Origin of the sequence: Kribbella sp. NPDC056951 (genome assembly GCF_042674205.1) — a bacterium.
Taxonomy (GTDB): domain Bacteria; phylum Actinomycetota; class Actinomycetes; order Propionibacteriales; family Kribbellaceae; genus Kribbella; species Kribbella yunnanensis.
This window is the reverse complement of sequence record NZ_JBHUQZ010000005.1, coordinates 152,408-168,929: the sequence shown is the minus strand read 5'-3', so window position 1 is coordinate 168,929 and position 16,522 is coordinate 152,408. Positions and strand designations below refer to the sequence as shown.

12 protein-coding genes are annotated in these 16,522 nt (G+C 68.6%); 6 read left to right on the top strand and 6 right to left on the bottom strand.

The window, feature by feature from the left end:
* Nucleotides 1-28: 28 nt before the first annotated feature.
* Nucleotides 29-3,442 carry an error-prone DNA polymerase gene (locus tag ACFTSF_RS21600; protein ID WP_380155463.1) on the top strand — a complete coding sequence of 1,138 codons (3,414 nt, stop codon included), beginning with the start codon at nt 29-31 and terminating at the stop codon, nt 3,440-3,442.
* 32 nt (nt 3,443-3,474) lie between these two features.
* On the top strand, nt 3,475-3,963 hold the full coding sequence (locus ACFTSF_RS21595; protein ID WP_380155462.1) for an acyltransferase: 489 nt from the start codon (nt 3,475-3,477) through the stop codon (nt 3,961-3,963).
* On the opposite strand, the gene ACFTSF_RS21590 is transcribed toward ACFTSF_RS21595, so the two are convergent.
* Complete coding sequence (locus tag ACFTSF_RS21590) at nt 3,964-4,539, bottom strand: hypothetical protein (RefSeq protein WP_380155461.1); 576 nt, start codon at nt 4,537-4,539, stop codon at nt 3,964-3,966. It lies immediately after the preceding gene.
* 148 nt (nt 4,540-4,687) lie between these two features.
* On the opposite strand from ACFTSF_RS21590, the gene ACFTSF_RS21585 reads away from it, so the two are divergent.
* Nucleotides 4,688-5,101 (top strand): hypothetical protein, encoded by a 414-nt coding sequence (locus ACFTSF_RS21585; protein WP_380155460.1) that lies wholly within the window; start codon nt 4,688-4,690, stop codon nt 5,099-5,101.
* A 241-nt stretch (nt 5,102-5,342) separates the two neighbouring features.
* On the opposite strand, the gene ACFTSF_RS21580 is transcribed toward ACFTSF_RS21585, so the two are convergent.
* Nucleotides 5,343-6,605: a S8 family serine peptidase gene (locus ACFTSF_RS21580; protein ID WP_380155459.1), complete on the bottom strand. Its 1,263-nt coding sequence runs from the start codon at nt 6,603-6,605 to the stop codon at nt 5,343-5,345.
* 86 nt (nt 6,606-6,691) lie between these two features.
* Here ACFTSF_RS21580 and ACFTSF_RS21575 point away from each other — a divergent pair, with 86 nt between their 5' ends.
* The 3 genes from ACFTSF_RS21575 to ACFTSF_RS21565 all read left to right on the top strand — a co-directional run bounded on the left by ACFTSF_RS21575 (nt 6,692) and on the right by ACFTSF_RS21565 (nt 10,404).
* Complete coding sequence (locus ACFTSF_RS21575) at nt 6,692-9,280, top strand: CHAT domain-containing protein (protein WP_380155457.1); 2,589 nt, start codon at nt 6,692-6,694, stop codon at nt 9,278-9,280.
* 66 nt (nt 9,281-9,346) lie between these two features.
* Nucleotides 9,347-9,937 (top strand): sigma-70 family RNA polymerase sigma factor, encoded by a 591-nt coding sequence (locus tag ACFTSF_RS21570; protein WP_344145811.1) that lies wholly within the window; start codon nt 9,347-9,349, stop codon nt 9,935-9,937.
* A gap of 5 nt (nt 9,938-9,942) precedes the next feature.
* Nucleotides 9,943-10,404 (top strand): hypothetical protein, encoded by a 462-nt coding sequence (locus ACFTSF_RS21565; protein WP_380155455.1) that lies wholly within the window; start codon nt 9,943-9,945, stop codon nt 10,402-10,404.
* Nucleotides 10,405-10,429: 25 nt separating this feature from the next.
* Here ACFTSF_RS21565 and ACFTSF_RS21560 read toward each other — a convergent pair whose 3' ends face one another.
* The 4 genes from ACFTSF_RS21560 to ACFTSF_RS21545 all read right to left on the bottom strand — a co-directional run bounded on the left by ACFTSF_RS21560 (nt 10,430) and on the right by ACFTSF_RS21545 (nt 16,436).
* Nucleotides 10,430-11,878 carry an alkaline phosphatase PhoX gene (locus tag ACFTSF_RS21560; protein ID WP_380155454.1) on the bottom strand — a complete coding sequence of 483 codons (1,449 nt, stop codon included), beginning with the start codon at nt 11,876-11,878 and terminating at the stop codon, nt 10,430-10,432.
* A gap of 107 nt (nt 11,879-11,985) precedes the next feature.
* Entirely contained in the window at nt 11,986-13,422 is a 1,437-nt protein-coding gene (locus ACFTSF_RS21555) for a DUF4832 domain-containing protein (protein ID WP_380155452.1), read from the bottom strand.
* A 12-nt stretch (nt 13,423-13,434) separates the two neighbouring features.
* A complete protein-coding gene (locus ACFTSF_RS21550; RefSeq protein WP_380155451.1) occupies nt 13,435-15,180 on the bottom strand; it encodes a DUF4832 domain-containing protein in 1,746 nt (581 codons plus the stop codon).
* A 113-nt stretch (nt 15,181-15,293) separates the two neighbouring features.
* Nucleotides 15,294-16,436 (bottom strand): ROK family protein, encoded by a 1,143-nt coding sequence (locus ACFTSF_RS21545; RefSeq protein WP_380155449.1) that lies wholly within the window; start codon nt 16,434-16,436, stop codon nt 15,294-15,296.
* Between the last annotated feature and the right edge of the window lie 86 nt (nt 16,437-16,522).

Sequence of the window (16,522 nt, the reverse complement as noted above, 5' to 3'; positions counted from 1 at the left end):
GCCTCCGAACATATGTTCTAATATCTGCATGGGGTACAACAATCCGCCGATCAAATGGTCGGAGCTGGAGCGCAGGCTGTCAGACCGGTCACGGCCCGGGAGCCACGGCGGGCGGCCGGTGACGGCGGATGGTGGGGACAGTCCGGCGTGGTCGCAGCATCGGGGGCCTTATGTGCCGTCGAAGGTTCAGCGGGGCGAGTCTTCGGTGGCTTATGCGGAGCTGCACGTGCACTCGAACTACTCCTTCCTGGACGGGGCCTCGCAACCGGAGGCGCTGGTCGAGACCGCGGTTCGGCAGGGGTTGCATGCGCTGGCGCTGACGGATCATGACGGGGTCTACGGGGCGGCCCGGTTCGCCGAGGCTGCGGCGGCGTACTCGTTGCCGACGGTGTTCGGGGCGGAGCTGTCGTTGGGGCTGACCGGGCCGCAGAACGGGGCGGCGGATCCGGAGGGGAGCCATCTGCTGGTGCTTGCCGAGGGGCAGGAGGGGTATCACCGGCTGGCGGGCGAGATCACCCATGGGCAGTTGAAGGGTGGCGAGAAGGGGAAGCCGGTCTACGACCTGGAGCGGCTCGCCGCCAAGGGCAAGGATCACTGGGTGATTCTGACCGGCTGCCGTAAGGGGTTGGTGCGGCAAGGGCTGGCACAGGGTGGGCGGGAGGCAGCTGGGCGGGAGCTGGATCGGCTGACGTGTCTGTTCGGCAAGGATCGGGTGGTGGTCGAGTTGACCGATCATCATCTGCCGGAGGACAGTACGCGGAACCAGATCCTGGCTGAGCTGGCGGCTGGGCGTGGTCTTCCGGTCGTTGCCACCAACAACGTTCACTACGCGGTCCCTGCACAGCACAAGCTGGCTGCTGCGCTGGCCGCGGTCCGAGCCCGGCGCGACCTGGATGCAATGGACGGCTGGCTGCCGCCCAGCGGGATGGCGTTCCTGCGCACCGGCGAGGAGATGGCCTACCGCTTCCGCCGGTACGACGGCGCTGTCGCGCGGTCGGTGACCCTGGCCGACCAGCTCGCGTTCGACCTGGGCCGGGCGAAACCGAAGTTGCCGTTGCGCGACGTACCGGATGGGCACGACCCGGACAGTTGGCTGGAGCACGTCACTCTCGAAGGCGCCGCCCGGCGGTACGGGACGCCCGAGCAGCGCCCGGATGCGTACGAGCGGTTGAAGCGGGAGCTGGCCGTGATCAAGGCGAAGGGCTTCCCGGGCTACTTCCTGATCGTGCACGACATCGTCAGTTTCGCCCACAGCAACGGCATCCTCTGCCAGGGCCGGGGCTCGGCGGCGAACTCGGCGGTCTGCTACGCGCTCGGGATCACCGCGGTGGACAGCATCCTCTACGACCTGCCGTTCGAGCGGTTCCTCGCCTCGACCCGGGCCGAGGAGCCCGATATCGACGTCGACTTCGACTCCGACCGGCGCGAGGAGGTGATCCAGTACGTCTACGACAAGTACGGTCGCCAGAACGCCGCCCAGGTGGCGAATGTGATCTCGTACCGGCCGAAGTCCGCCGTACGGGATGTTGCCAAGGCACTGGGGTATTCGGTCGGTCAGCAGGATGCGTGGTCGAAGCAGGTGGACGGCTGGAGTCCGGAGATCACCTCGACCGAGCACGACATCCCGCCGCGGGTGGTGACGATGGCGACGGCGTTGCTGAAGTTCCCCCGGCATCTGGGGATCCACTCCGGTGGGATGGTGCTGACCGAGCGGCCGGTCGGGGAGGTGGTGCCGATCGAGCATGCCCGCAAGGAGAAACGCACGGTTCTGCAGTGGGACAAGGACGACTGCGCGTGGATGGGGCTGGTGAAGTTCGACCTGCTCGGTCTGGGCATGCTGGCGGCGCTGCAGTACTGCCTGGACATGGTGCGCGAGCGGCTGGGGGAGTCCTGGCTGCTGCACACGATCCCGAAGGAGGAGGCCGGGGTCTACGACCAGTTGTGCCGGGCCGACTCGGTGGGAGTGTTCCAGGTCGAGTCGCGGGCGCAGATGGCGACGCTGCCCCGGCTGAAACCACGCAGGTTCTACGACCTGGTCACCGAGATCGCGCTGATCCGCCCCGGCCCGATCCAGGGCGGCGCCGTCCATCCGTACATCCGCCGCCGGACCGGCGAGGAGCCGATCAGCTACCTGCACCCGAAGCTGCAGCCGGTGCTGGAGCGCACCATGGGGGTGCCGCTGTTCCAGGAGCAGCTGATGCAGATGGCGATGGCGGTCGGCGAGATCGACGGCGACGAGGCCGACCTGCTGCGCCGCGCGATGGGCTCCAAACGTGGGGTCGAGAAGATCTCGTCCCTGAAGGCCAAGCTGTACGCCGGGATGGAGCGCAACGGGATCACCGGCGACCTGGCCGACGAGATCTACGCCAAGATCGAAGCCTTCGCGAACTTCGGTTTCGCCGAGTCGCACTCGATCAGTTTCGCCCTCCTGGTCTACTCGAGTACCTGGCTGCGGTTGCACTACCCGGCCGCGTTCCTGGCCGCGCTGTTGCGGGCCCAGCCGATGGGCTTCTACTCACCGCAGTCCCTGGTCGCCGACGCCCGCCGGCACGGTGTCGAGGTACGGCGTCCTGATCTGCTCCGCTCGGGGATCAACGCCGAGCTGGAGTTGCTGGTCGACGGCCAGGAGCTGACCGGTCCGACCGGTTCGCCGAGCTGCCTGAAGGATCCGCAACCACCGGTCGGGCCGTTCGACGGCTCGAAGCCGTTCGATTCGACAGTGCACCGGCGTGACGGCGCCTTCGCCGTACGGCTCGGGTTGTCGGAGGTCCGGACGGTGGGGGAGAAGGGGGCGACGCTGATCGTCGAGGAGCGCGAGCGCGGTGGCGACTACCGCGACATGGCCGACCTGGTACGGCGGACTGGGATCACCGCCGCGCAGGTCGAGGCGCTCGCCACTGCCGGGGTGTTCGACTGCTTCGGCCTGGACCGGCGGCAGGCGTTGTGGGAGGCCGGCCGGGCCGCCGAGGAACGCCCGGACCGACTCGCCGGTGTCTCCACCGCCGGTCCACCACCGACCCTGCCCGGGATGAGCGACATCGAGACCGACATGGCCGACCTGTGGTCCACCTCGATCACCGCCACCAGCCACCCGATGCAGCGCGTCCGCGACCAGCTCCGCGCCGACGGCATCCTCTCGGCCGCCCAACTTCGCGAGGTCCCCGACGGTACCCGCGTCCGCGTCGCCGGCGTCGTCACCCATCGCCAGCGCCCTGCCACCGCCTCCGGCGTCACCTTCATGAATCTCGAGGACGAGACCGGCATGGCCAACATCGTCATCACCAAAGGCTGCTGGCACCGCCACGCCGCGGTCGCCCGCAATGCGAGCGCCCTGATCATCCGCGGCCGGGTCGAACGCGCCGGCGAAGTCACCAACCTCTCCGCCGAAACCCTCGAACGCCTCCCCCTGGCAACCCGCACCCCATCCCGCGACTTCCGCTGATCGCCAGCAACCAGGAGCCAGCAGTCAGTAGCATGCGGCGGGTGGACGGTCTTGCCGGGCAGGCGAAGTTGTGGGCGCAGAAATGGCGGTGGTACGAGCGCAACTCGCTGCCTTGGAATCGGGGGCGGATTCACTGGGAGCTGATGCGGCGCGGGGCGTTCGCGCGGTGGCCGTTGCAGGGGAATGTGCTGGAGGCGTTGCGGGACGGGCGGCTCGAGCTGGTTGAGATCGGGGCGCACTGCATGCTCGCCAACGGCTGTTTCGTGACGGACTCCAACCATCGGTTCGACGATCCGGATCGCCCGGTGCCCTGGCAGGGGTTCGACTCCAAGGGGCCGACCCGGATCGGCGACAACGTCTGGCTCGGGGCGAATGTCGTCGTGACCAGCGGTGTCACGATCGGCGAGAGGTGCGTGATCGGCGCCAACAGCGTCGTCACGCACGACATCCCGCCGTACTCGATCGCGGCCGGCGCGCCGGCCAAAGTCCTGCGCGCCGTCACCTACCCCGACGCCGGGTGACTACATGCAGCTGGAGCTGAAGTCCATCCAGGCAGGGGTGTCGCCCACCTTGATGGTGCGGTAGTACCCGATCGACCCGGCACCGTCGACCGAGCGGGCGAACGACCCGTTGCCGGTGATGCGCAGCTGGTACTTGTGCCCCTTGGTCAGGGTGACGTTCGCGGAGCCTGAGCCGTAGTTCTGCTTGCTGCCGTTCGGGTACTGCAGGCTCTGGGTCACGGCGTACTTGCGGGTGCTGCAGTCCAGGAGCTGGTAGTACATGATCCCCGTGTACAGCTTGCCCGGGGTGCTCCACTTCAGCGTGATCCGGCCGGTCGTGGGTCCGGTCCGGCCGTAACAGCCGATGCCGCGGATCTCGTTCACCTTCCGCGCCGCCCCGGTCCCGGCCGGGCCACCGGGCTTACCCGGGCCGCTGGCACCACCGGCGTACGACGAGTTGGCGAAGGCGGCCTGGAAGCGGCTGGGGCAGTCGTCCGCCGACGGCGGATCCGGCTGTGCGGCCGCGTGACTGCCCATCGACAGCGTCGCTCCGGTCAGTGCCAGCACCAGCATTCCCCGCACACTTGCCTTGCTCATCACGAGTTTTCCCCGTTCAGTAGTTGTTCACGGCAACTGTTATTGACGCTAAGTGACGACAGGGGAGGTGCGGAAGGACCCTCGGTGAATTTGCCACTTCCTGCAACGAACGGGCTTCCGGGTGCGTCTAGGGTGGGAGGTGATGATCATGATTCGACGATCCGGTACGGCGCTGGCGGCGGGTGCCGCCTTGATGCTGACTTTGGTTGCTTGTGGCAATGAATCTGGAGGTCCTGGGGTGAGTCCGTCCGACAGCAGCAGTTCGACACCGACACCCGGTGGAGCGGCGCCGACCGGGACACCGGGCGGTACGGCGGTGGAGCAGGCGACCGCCGATCTGGCGAAGCGGCAGGGGATCCAGGCAGCCGCGGTGAAGGTGGTCTCGGCCGAGGAGGTGACCTGGTCGGACGGGAGTCTCGGGTGCCCGGAGCCGGGGATGCGATACACGCAGGCGCTGGTCAACGGGATGCGGATCATCCTCGAAGCCGACGGCAAGCGGTACGAGTACCACTCGGGTGGACCGCGCGCGCCCTTCCTCTGCGAGAACCCGCAGGCCCGCTGAAAAAGTTTTGAAATTGGCTGTATCACCGGTCCGGTGCGCTGACTCCGCACTTATGGAACGCCGTTGAACTGCTTCCGGGGGGAAGGCAGTTCGAGGGTCTCCGTGGGGGGAGGGGCTGACGCGGTGCGCGAGGAGTTTCGGTGGTCAGGCCGAAAACTTCTCGGCACCGCGTCAGTGCGTGCACCGGTCGCCGGCCTCGGCCAACTCACCTGACTGAGCTGGCCGGGGCCGGCTTGCCCCGTTACGGGGTGCTGTTGTGGGCGTCGCCGGGCTTGAGCACGGGGCCGACGCCGGGGACCACCTGGCCGAGGGCGAAGGCGAGCAGGCCGTCGGCGGCTTGCAGCGCGTTCTCGCCGGTGCGCGACATCCGCCCGGCGATCAGACCGGCCACCAGCGGCGTGGCGAACGACGTACCGCTCCAGCGTGCCATGCCGTCGAACTTGCGCACCTCGCCGGTGTGCGGCGGCTCGGTGCAGTGGTACTCGCCGGTCAGGAACGCGTTGATCAGGTTCTCACCGGGCGCGTAGACGTCGACCCAGCCACCGAAGTTGCTGAACCAGGCCCGCTCGGTGCCGGTCTCCGCGAGGGCGCCGACGCCGACGGTCTCCGGGAAGGCGGCCGGCCAGAAGTAGTCGCGGGTCGACTCGTTCCCGGCGGCAGCGACCAGGACGAGGCCGTTGACCCGGTTCAGCCGGGTCTCGATGAACACGTCGAGGCCGAGCGGCGGCAGGTCGAACCTCGTGCGGGTCCCGGCCGACAGGCTGATGATGTCCGGCGCCAGGTCGAGCACCTCGTCGAGGGCCGCGGCCAGGTCGAACTCCCAGATCGCACCGGCGGTGGTGAAGTAGCTCTGTACGACGACCTCGGTCTCGCGCGCCATCGAGCGCAGGACCCCGGCAATGAACGTGCCGTGCCCGGCGTACGGCTTGATCAGCCCAGCCGGGTCGAACGCGTCCTCCGGCTCGCCGGTGACGCCGTCCAGCCAATCCGCTGCGGGTGCGTCGGACCAGCCGACATCCAGTACGACGACCTTGACGCCCTTGCCCGTGGTCGTCTTGTCGTCGATGAACGGGCTCGGCAGAGTCTTCGGATCCACCTCTTCGGGCTCGGTGGCCGGGCACGGGCTGACGCTCGGTACGACGTAGAACAGGTGCTCCGGGGTGACGACGCCACGTCCGAGCCGCAGGTCGGCGTACTTCAGGAAGCGCTGGGTGGGCGAACGATCCTCCGGCGCGCCCGGCGGCACCCGGGACGGCAGGATCAGCCGGGTGACGCCGGCGATCCCGCCCTCGCCCGTGGTCCCGCCCTCGAAGAGCCGGATCACGCGCTCGACGTCCTCGTCGCGGACCAGCACGACGCCCGCGCGGTACAGGTAGTCGGCTCCGGTCTCCTGCCACTTGGCCGGGTAGACCTCGACGGCCTTGCCGAAACCTTTGAGGATCAGATTGATCTGCGCGATGTACTTCCGCTCTTCGCCGAGCGGATTCTTTCTTTCTTCGGTCATGGAATGGCGCCCCCCTCGAATCACTGAAATGGTCGAGTCCGAATCGATATCATTCCACCCTGCCGGGGAACTTGGGGGAGATTCGCATGACGGTTGCACCCGAAGATCTGCTGCCGCTGGCGTTGTCGCGTCCGCACGACGCGATCGAGGCCGCGCAGGAGCTGCTGGCCGGACAGCCCGACGCCGAGACAGCGTCGATCGCACACCAGGCCGGTGGCATCGGGTTGCGGCAGCTGGGCGAGGTGGATGCGGCGATTCGCGAGCTCCGCAAGGCGCTTCGGCTCGCTGAGGAGTCGGGTCTGCCCGAGCGAGAGGCCGACGTACTGGCAACCCTCGGCGCGACCCTCGGCCGCGCCGGTCGCAGCCGGGAGGGGTTGGCCCGGCTGGATCGGGCGGTTGAATTAAGTCGGGGTGCACTGGCCGGACGCGTGCTCCTGCGGCGTGCCGACGTGCTCCTGATGCTCGGTCGGCACCGCGAGGCGCTGGATGATCTGCGGCTCGCGATCAGCCGGCTGCGGCGCTCCGGCGACCAGGTGTGGGAGGCCCGGACGCTGAACTATCGCGGCGTCATCCAGCTGAGGCTCGGCGGGACCCGGCAGGCGGATGCGGATTTCGATCGGGCCGGCCAGTTGTATGCGGAGGCCAAGCAGGACTTCGAGTACGCCGAGACTCGGCAGAACCGTGGTTGGGCCGCGTTCATGCGAGGCGATCTGCCGGCCGCACTGCAGTACCTGGGGGAGGCGGCGCAGGGGTACGACGAGGTCGGCGTCGCGTGGCCGGACCTGACGATCGATCGGTGCGCGGTGCTGATGGCTGCCGGGCTGACCGCCGAGGCGCTCACCGAGGCGGACGAGGCGATCGGCCGGATGGAGCCCGGCGGGGTGCCCGCGGCCAAGCGTGCCGAGGTGCTGTTCACCGCCGCGACGGCTGCCCTGGCGGTGGGCGATCCGGCGACAGCGCAGGAGCGGGCCGAGCAGGCTCGCCGGTTGTTCTCTGCGCAACGGCGTTCCTGGTGGTCGGTGCGGGCGTCGATGCTGCGGCTGGAAGCGCAGTACCGGGCGGGTGAGCGTGGGCCGCGACTGCTGCGTCAGGTGGTCCGGACCGCCGGCCGGCTCGACGAGCTCAGTACTGCGGAGGCGTCCGCGGCGCATCTGCTGGCCGGTCGCCTGGCGTTGTCCGAGGGACGCCAACGGACCGCGGATCGGCAGCTTGAGCTGGCCGGCCGGTTGTCGAAGGAAGTCCCGCCGCCAGTTCGGAGCGCCGCCTGGCTCGGCCGCGCGCTGCGTGCGGAGGCACGTGGCGAGGTACGGCGGATGCTGACGGCCTGCGGGCGCGGTCTCGACGCGCTGGACGAGTACCGGCTGATGATGGGCGCGACCGAGCTGCGGGCCCGCACGACCGGGCACGGCGCCGAGCTGGCCGAGCTCGCACTCCGCGAGGCGCTCGGCCGCGACGACGCCCGAGGTCTGCTCACGTGGGCCGAGCGCTGGCGTGCGACTGCGCTGACGGTTCCACCGGTCCGCCCGCCCGGCGACGAGCAGTTGATCAGCGACCTCGCCCAGCTGCGCGACGTCGTACAGCGCCTCGAGTCCACGCCGGAGCCCATTCGCCCGCCGTCGCTCGAGCGCGACCGCCGTCGGTTGGAAGCGGCCGTCCGCGACCGCGTATTAAGGGCCCAAGGCAACAATTCCGGCCAGTCCGAGGGTGCGCTCGACCTCACCGAGTTGCAGGACGAGCTTGGCAGTACGGCGCTGGTCGAGCTGATCGATATCGGCGGGACCCTGCACGCGGTCGTCGTTGCTGATGGCGAGCTCGTGCGGTACGAGGTGGGCCCAATGGCGACTGCCGCGGTCGAGGTCGAACGGTCACGGTTCCGACTGCGGTGGTTGGCGCACGGGCGGTCGAAGTCCGGGCCCACGTTGGAGGTGCTGGGGAAGCGGCTCGGGGATGCGATTCTCGGGCCGGTGCAGGACGTGCTGGGGAAGCGAGCGGTGGTGATGGTTCCGCCAGCGAGTTTGCAGGCGGTGCCGTGGGCGATGGTGCCGGCCTTGGCCGACAGGCCGGTGAACGTCGTGGCGTCGGCGGCGATGTGGTTACGGGCGCAGCGGTTGCGGCCGCCGGCGGATCGGCGGGTCGTGCTGGTGCTCGGGCCTGGGCTGACCGCGGGGCGGGCGGAGATCAACCGACTGACCGAGCTGTACCCGAAGGCCGTCGTACTCCGGGACGGCGATGCGACGGCGGAGCGGGTGCTGCACGAGTTGGACGGCGCGTGGATCGCGCACATCGCGGCGCACGGCACGTTCCGGGCGGACAGTCCGCTGTTCTCGTCCTTGCGGCTCGACGACGGGCCGCTGACCGTGTACGACTTCGAGCGGCTGCGACGCGCGCCGTACCGGCTGGTGCTGTCGAGTTGCGACTCCGGCCTGGCCAAACCGGTCGGCGCCGACGAGCTGCTCGGACTGAGCAGCAGCCTGGTGCCACTCGGCGCGGCAGGCATCCTCGCGAGCGTCGTACCGGTCAATGATCCCGCAACGGTTCCCTTGATGACCGCTGTGCACGATCATCTGCAGTCGGGTCGTTCACTCGCCGAGGCTTTCGCACAAGCTCGCAGTACGGCGGGGGCGGACCCGGTGGCGGATGCGGCCGGGCGGTCATTCGTCGCACTCGGCGCGTAACTGGTTGTTGTATCAATCCGCGACTCAGGTCGCTCCGTAACGATATCGGGGGGAAGGAGAAAGGGCATGCGGGACGATCCTGTCGTCGTCGCTCTGGTGACCAGGGCGGTGGATGGCGACAAAGGTGCCTGGGACGAACTGGTTGAGAGGTATGCACCGTTGATCTGGGGAATCGGACGCCGGTACCGGCTGACGCCCGCGGATATCGACGATGTCGGCCAGGGCGTCTGGTTGCGCCTGATCGAACACCTGCCGAGTCTCCGGGAGCCCGCCGCACTGCCCGGCTGGATCGCGACCACCACGCAGCGGGAGTGTTTCCGCCTGCTGCGGGCGTCCAGCCGGGTCGACCCGGTGGACCCGGCCGAACAGCGCGATGCGGTCGAGCCCGCCGTGGCCGAGGAGGAGGTGCTCCGGCACGAACGGCGCACCATCGTCCGGACCGCGTTCGGGCAGCTGTCCCAGCGCTGTCAGTTGCTCTTGGCAATGATTACGAAGGACCCGCCGACGCCGTACGACGAGATCAGCCGGCAGCTGGCGATGCCGGTCGGAAGTATCGGCCCGAACCGGGCCCGATGCCTGGAGCGGCTCCGTCGGACGCCGGCCCTGGCCGGCCTGGCCGACGACCGCGGCGGCTCGACCACAGGAATGGGGAGGTGAGTGGGATGACGGAGACCGACTGGAACGACGACGGCCAACTGCTCGAGGCCCTGCGCGACGCGCTGACCGATGAGGACGTGCCGCGAGCATTCGTCGAGGCCGGCAAGGCGGCCTTCGCCTGGCGGACCATCGACGCCGAGCTCGCCGCGCTCACCTACGATTCGGCCTGGGACGCGGTCGAGGCAGCGCCGGTCCGCTCGGCCGAGAGCGCGACGCTGCGGGCGCTGACGTTCGCCTCCGACGGCTGGACGATCGAGATCGAGCTCACTCCGGAGGGGTTGCTCGGCCAGCTCGATCCGGCCGCGCCCGGCGAGATCACCGCGCGCACCGACTCCGGCGTACTGGCCACGGCGCGGATCGACGAGCTCGGCTTCTTCGTGCTCAAGCCGTTGCCGAAGGTGCCGTACCGGCTGGTCTGCACCCCCGACGACGGCCCGACGATCCTGACCGGCTGGGTCACGCCGTAAGACGCGGCCCAACCGGACCTCAGGCTCAGCCCAGGTAGTCGCGCCACGGGCCGGTGATGGCCAGCGTGATGCCCGGGTCCTGGATGTTCACGAAGAGCACCTTGCCGTCGGCCGAGAAGGCCGGCCCGGTGAACTCCGAGTCGTTCAGCTGGTTCCGGGCGATCGCGTAGGTCGGCCCACCCGGTACGGCGCTCAGCACGTGGCTGGCGGCCTGGCCGTCCTCGGCGAGGATCAGCGAACCCCACGGGGTCACCGTCACGTTGTCCGGGCCGTCGAAGTTGTAGTCCTGGTACTTCGCGTCGGCACCCTTGTCCGCGGCCGCGCTCTCCGGGAAGTACGTGACCAGCTGGATGGTCTTGTTCGCGTAGTTGTAGAACCAGACCATGCCGTCGTGCGGGACACCGTCGGCCGGGACGTCCGTCGTACCGGACTGGGCATAGGAGTTCACGACGTACACGCCGTGCTTGGTGCCGTAGACACCCTCGAACTTCTTGCCTCGGGTGATCTGGCCGTCGGTGAACTGCTTGCGCACCGAGGTGGTGGTGCCGTCGCGGTCCGGGACCTTGACCCACGCGACCCGGAACGGGCGCAGCAGCTGAGCCGAGGTCAGGTAGGCGACATCCGGGATCGGCTTGCCGTCGTCACCCAGGATGGCCAGCGCCTCGAGGGTGCCGAAGTCCTTGTCCTGCAGGTCCTTCCAGCTGCGCGAGCTCAGCCGGTAGCCCTTCGGGGCGGACCAGCGGTAGAACGTGCCGTTCGGGCCGGAGGCGTCCTCGGACAGGTAGATGTGCTCGCGGTCCTCGTCGATCGCGAGCGCCTCGTGCGCGAAGCGGCCGAGAGCCTTCAGCGGGACCGGGTGCGCGGTCTCGCCGTCGCCCCAGACCTCGAACACGTACCCGTGGTCCTTCAGCCGGGTGGTGCCGTTGGCCTTGTTCTCGGTCTCCTCACACGTCATCCAGGTGCCCCACGGCGTGTGGCCGCCGGCGCAGTTCGTGAGCGTGCCGGAGATGGCGACCCACTCGCCGAGGTTCTTGCCGGTGCGGTCGACCGAGATGACGGTGCAGCCACCGGCTGCGCCGACACCCGCGTCGTACACGGTGCCCTCGAGTTGCGGTACGCCGAGGGCGCTGTTGCCGCTGATCTCGTGGTTCTGGATCAGCCGGTAGGCGTCGTGCCGGCCGCCGGTGAACACGGCGGTGCCGTCATGCGCGTTCGGGGTCGGCTGACCGGACTTGAGCTTGGTCTCACCGGCCTTGGTGACGATCCGGTACTTGAATCCCGGGGGCAGTGCGAGCACGCCCTCCGGGTCGTCCAGCAGGGGCGGGAACGGCTTGTGCTGCGGGAACGGCGAGTGCTGGCCGTGCGAGGCCGGTGTGGCCTCGGCCAGGGTCGGCATGGAACCAACGGTGGCGAAACCGACACCGGCGGCGCCGGCAGCGGCGCCACGCAGGACGGAACGACGATCGACGGACATGGTGCTCCTTGGACGCTGTAGGCGGAACGCCCTGATCCTCCCCCGAGCACGGCTGACATTCGGCAAACGCAAGCTGAACAACGAGCATCCTGGAGCTGGGAGAGGTCTCACTTCGAGACGATCACGTCCTGGCCTAGCTCGTTGTAGCCGGTTGCTGGCTGCCAGGTACCAATGTTCGCGAGTTGGACCGCGTAGAGCGGGTTGTAGGTGGGCGTCTGCAGCCGGGGTGAGGGGTCGGCGAGGTTGAGCAGCAGGCGGTAGCGGCCGGGTGCGATCGGTGCTCGGACGGTCGCCTTGAGGGTGGTCGTCGTACCGGCGGCCCATCGGCGCGGGTCGGCGGGGAGGTCGACTCGGTAGCTGTGCTTGTCGCCTTGGAAGATCAGCTGGACCTGACGGCGGTGGTACGGCGCGGCCCAGCCGTCGTTCCGGATGTCCAGACCGACCTGTACGGCGCCGCCCGGGCGCGTCTTGGCGGTGAACTCGCCGCGGACCAGGGACAGTCGGTAGCCGAGTTTCTGCTTGGCCGTGGTGATGTTCGAGCCCCAGCTGCCGAGCACGTCCGGGTGATAGTCGGTGTTCAGGTAGGAGAAGTGCAGGCGTGCCATCTCGGCCGCGGCTGAGTCCCAGTCGGACCGCGGCGAGTTCACCGCGCAGGTCTCGCCACCTTCGGGGACGTAATTGGTGTCCTGGGCAACGAAATCCTTGTCGAGCTCGATCGGATCACTGAGGTAGGTGCCGAAGTCGTCGGGACTCGCCAGGAAGCAGTCGTTGTGATGACCGATCCGGGCGGCCGGTGATCCGTCGTACGCCTGATCCTCGGAGAGCGCTCCCTCCGTTCCCGTCGGCAGTCCGAGCATGCGCTGCTTCATGTACGGCGTGCGCACCTGGACCATGAGATCGCGGGGAAGCGCTCTCAGCAGCGCCATGATCACGGCCCTGCGGTCGGCCCAGTTCTGGTCGGAGACCTTGCTCGGATCGGCCGGGTCGGCGAAGTGGTCGGTGTAGTAGCCCTCACCCCACAGGCCGACGAAGCCGGATTGCACCAGCGCGATCACGTCGGCGTTCTCGCGCAGGATCGGGGTGAGTTGCTGGATGTGCTTGAGGACTCGCTGCACCGGCGCATCGCCGTACGGGATGGTGGGCGGCCAGCCGGGCGGCTGCGCGTAGGCGAACCGGACCAGCACCTTGACGCCGGCCGCGCGGGCGGTGCGGAAGTCGGCGCGGACGAGGTCGAGGTAGGCCGGGTCGAGTTTGTCGATGCTCGCGAACTTCTCCAGGTAGAACACCCGGAGAATCTGGGTAACGCTCTCTTGCGTTCTGAAGCCGCGCAAGGTCTCCAGGTTGAGTGGGACGTAGCCGGAGCCGTCGGCGCGGTAGTGGGTCTCGGTGTGGTGGTAGAACCCGCGTTCCTGGTTGGCGATCACGGCATCGCTCGCCGGATAGGTGCGCGTGACCGTCGGGCTGTCGCGGTGTGCGTCGGCCAGCTGGGCCGGTCCGAGCAGACCGAGCACGAGAGTGGCGCCGATCAGGCGGCGAAGCTTCATCAGGGGGATCTCCTAGCTGATCGTGATGGTGTGCAAGAGCGAGTTCATGCCGGTCGATGACTCCCAGGTGTTCTGGTTCGCCAGCCGGATGGAGTACTCAGGCCGCGTGGACAGCAGCGGGTCGGGCAGGTTGAGCAGCAGCTGGTAAGAACCGGTCGGCAGACTCGAGGGCACGGTGAGCGTCTGCGACACCGTGGTCGCCGTGCCGGCCGTCCAGCGCCGCGGGTCCGAGCTCATCGCCAGCTTGTAGTTGGTTCCGGTCGTCGTGTTCCGCAGGACGAGTTCGAGACCGCGGGAGTTGTACGGCGTCGCGTAGCCGTCGTTGCGGACCGACAGCGACACCGGCAGACTCCCGCCGCGCACCGCCGAGGTCGGGAACGTCCCGGTCTCCAGGCGGAAGCGGTATCCGAGTTTCTTGGTCACATCCGCCAGGCAGCCGCCGGAGTTCCACGAGCTCAGCACGTTCGGCTCGTAGTCGGTGTTCAGGTACGACCAGTGGAACTGCGCAAGCTCGGCCGTCGCCGTCGGGCAGGTGGACCGCGGTGCGTTCACGGCACAGGTCTCGCCACCCATAGCGACGTACTTCGTCTCGTCCTGCAGGTACGGGTACTCGACCGAGGGGTTCTCGTAGGTGCCGAAGTCGTCGGGACTCGCCAGGAAGCAGTCGTTGTGATGACCGATCCGCGAGGTCGCGGATCCGTTGTAGGCATCGGCGGACTGCACCGGCGTCGTCGTGTACATGGTCCGCTTGAACTTCGGCGTCCGCAGCTGCACCATCCGGCTCGACGGTACGACGCTCAGCAGCTTGTCGACGACCGCCTTCCGGTTCGCCCAGTCCGTCGTACTGACCGTGCCGGCGTTGCCGAAGTTCTGCGTGTAGTACCACTCACCCCAGGCCCCGATCAGGCCGGCCTGGACGACGGCGATGACGTCCTTCCCCGAGTTCAGGTACGGCGCCAGCTGGTCGAGGTGAGCGAGCACACGAGCCTTGGTGGCGTCGTCCCCGGTCGTCGAGGTCGTGTACGCGAACCGCAGCACCATCTTCAGCCCGGCGGCGCGAACCGTGTCGAGCTGCTGCTGCAACTGGGCGAGAGCGCTCTCCGCGATCGGGCCGTTCTTGTACTCGGCCAGATAGAAGACGCACATCACCAGCGAGATGCCCTGGCTGGTGCGGTAGCTCTGCAAGGTACTCAACGAGAAGTCGGCCTTGTCGCAGTCGCCGGTGTGGTGGTAGAAACCGCGCTCCGGATTCGCGAAGTTGTCCGTGCTTGCCGTGTAGGTGACCGAACCGCCCGATCCGCCGCCGCTGTAGACGTGGGTGTACTTGCTGGACGTCTCCATCGGCGCCTCGACCTGGAAGATCAGGTCAGCGTCATTCGGGGAAGCGCTCTCTCCGAGATCTGCACGATCGACGGTCCAGCGCGCGACGCCGCCGCTTGCCGAGAAGGTGACGGCTTTGACCAGCGCCCAGCTCCAGCCGGTGCCGGTGCTGCGGTAGAGGTTGCCGTTCTCGAGCAGGTAGTCGGCGCCCACCGTGCCTTGGGCGTAGCCGGTGCCGGTGTTCCGGTCGGTGTCCACATAGACCCGCTGGTACGTCGGGGCTCCGGTGAACGAGTACTGGTACGTGACGGTGGTCGCGGTGTTGCTCGCGGAACCACCGCTGATCGTCGCGCCGGCGGGGGAGACCACCGCGAAGGCAGTCAGCAGTCCGCCGACGGTGATACCGGTCAACAGCCGGAGAGCCTGCCGGAGTCGCATGAGTGAGTCCTCTCGCTGGGCGGGGCGATGGAATAATCATGGACTCCACGGAAACTGTGTCAAGAGTTCACAACGCGGTAGTTTCGAGCACCTTCGCTCAAAATATCCAGCGCTCAAAACATGAGCGCGGCGGCGGTCGCGGGAGCGTCGCCGTACAGGGTGGACTCGACCTGCTCGACGGCCAGCCGGACCGCGCCGAGGGCGACTCCTTCGTCGCCGAAGGCGGAGACTCGGATCTCCGGGGTGCGCAGACACCAGCGGTCGAGTTCGCGGCGCAGCGGTTCGACGAGGACGTCGGCGGAGCGGGAGAAGCCGCCGCCGATCACGACGAGTTCCGGATCCAGGGTCAGTACCAGGGCCGACGTACCGATGGCGATGTCGCGGACGTACCCACGGACGGCTCGCAGGGCGGCGCGGTCGCCGTCGCGGGCGGCGAGGAAGACTCGCTCGACCGGTTCGCCTGCGCCGAGCCAGCTGTGCAGGTGTTCCGGCGCGCGCTCCCAGCCGACCGCGGGCAGTGCGCCGATCTCGCCGGAGGAGTTCGCGAATCCGCGGTGCAGCTTGCCGTCGATGATCAGCCCGCCGCCGGTGCGCAGGCCGGCCAGCAGGAATACGACGTCCTTGGCGTAGCGGGCGACACCGCGCCAATTCTCAGCCAGGGCAGCGAGTTTGCAGTCGTTCTCGACGCGAATCGGCCCGCGGACAACCCGGTGGAGGTGGGCGACCAGGTCGACGCCGGTCCACTCGGGGAGCGAGTCCGACAGCATCACCTTGCCGGTGCCGTCGACCAGTCCGGTCGTCGCGACGCCGGTCGCCCAGATCTGCCCAGGGGTCGTGCCAGCGCCGACGAGCGCAGACGCGATGCAGTCGTCGACTGCCGTCAGCCGCTCGCGCCGACCGGCATCCGCCGCGACCCGGATCCGGGTCTGATGCAGTACGTCGCCTTCGAGGTCAGTGACCACGGCAAGAACCTTGTGGCCGCCGATGTCGACGCCGAGCAGCCGACCGGCATCGGCGCGGAACCGGTAGCGCCGCGCCGGTCGCCCGACCGTGCCGGCGGTCGGCTCGACCTCGCTGATCCAGCCGCGGCCGAGGAGATCCCGTACGACGTCCTCGGTCGACGCGCGGGACAGGCCGGTCCGCTTCGCGAGCTCGGTGACGGTGAGGGGCGCCTCGGCGCGCAGGACCCGCAGCGCGGCCACGACGTTGAGCTGCCGCAAGCGCTGCAGGTCTCCACCGGACAGTGCCTCACTCATCAAGCCTCGATTACCTAGGAGTCCTGGATAACTATAGCTACGCCACCCGAGGTCCGATGCGTGAAATGGGCGCGCCCAGCCCTTCC

Coding starts and splice junctions, on each gene's coding strand:
- ACFTSF_RS21600 (WP_380155463.1), top strand. CDS start 29: ATGGGGTACAACAATCCGCCGATCAAATGGTCGGAGCTGGAGCGCAGG.
- ACFTSF_RS21595 (WP_380155462.1), top strand. CDS start 3,475: ATGCGGCGGGTGGACGGTCTTGCCGGGCAGGCGAAGTTGTGGGCGCAG.
- ACFTSF_RS21590 (WP_380155461.1), bottom strand. CDS start 4,539: ATGAGCAAGGCAAGTGTGCGGGGAATGCTGGTGCTGGCACTGACCGGA.
- ACFTSF_RS21585 (WP_380155460.1), top strand. CDS start 4,688: ATGATTCGACGATCCGGTACGGCGCTGGCGGCGGGTGCCGCCTTGATG.
- ACFTSF_RS21580 (WP_380155459.1), bottom strand. CDS start 6,605: ATGACCGAAGAAAGAAAGAATCCGCTCGGCGAAGAGCGGAAGTACATC.
- ACFTSF_RS21575 (WP_380155457.1), top strand. CDS start 6,692: ATGACGGTTGCACCCGAAGATCTGCTGCCGCTGGCGTTGTCGCGTCCG.
- ACFTSF_RS21570 (WP_344145811.1), top strand. CDS start 9,347: ATGCGGGACGATCCTGTCGTCGTCGCTCTGGTGACCAGGGCGGTGGAT.
- ACFTSF_RS21565 (WP_380155455.1), top strand. CDS start 9,943: ATGACGGAGACCGACTGGAACGACGACGGCCAACTGCTCGAGGCCCTG.
- ACFTSF_RS21560 (WP_380155454.1), bottom strand. CDS start 11,878: ATGTCCGTCGATCGTCGTTCCGTCCTGCGTGGCGCCGCTGCCGGCGCC.
- ACFTSF_RS21555 (WP_380155452.1), bottom strand. CDS start 13,422: ATGAAGCTTCGCCGCCTGATCGGCGCCACTCTCGTGCTCGGTCTGCTC.
- ACFTSF_RS21550 (WP_380155451.1), bottom strand. CDS start 15,180: ATGCGACTCCGGCAGGCTCTCCGGCTGTTGACCGGTATCACCGTCGGC.
- ACFTSF_RS21545 (WP_380155449.1), bottom strand. CDS start 16,436: ATGAGTGAGGCACTGTCCGGTGGAGACCTGCAGCGCTTGCGGCAGCTC.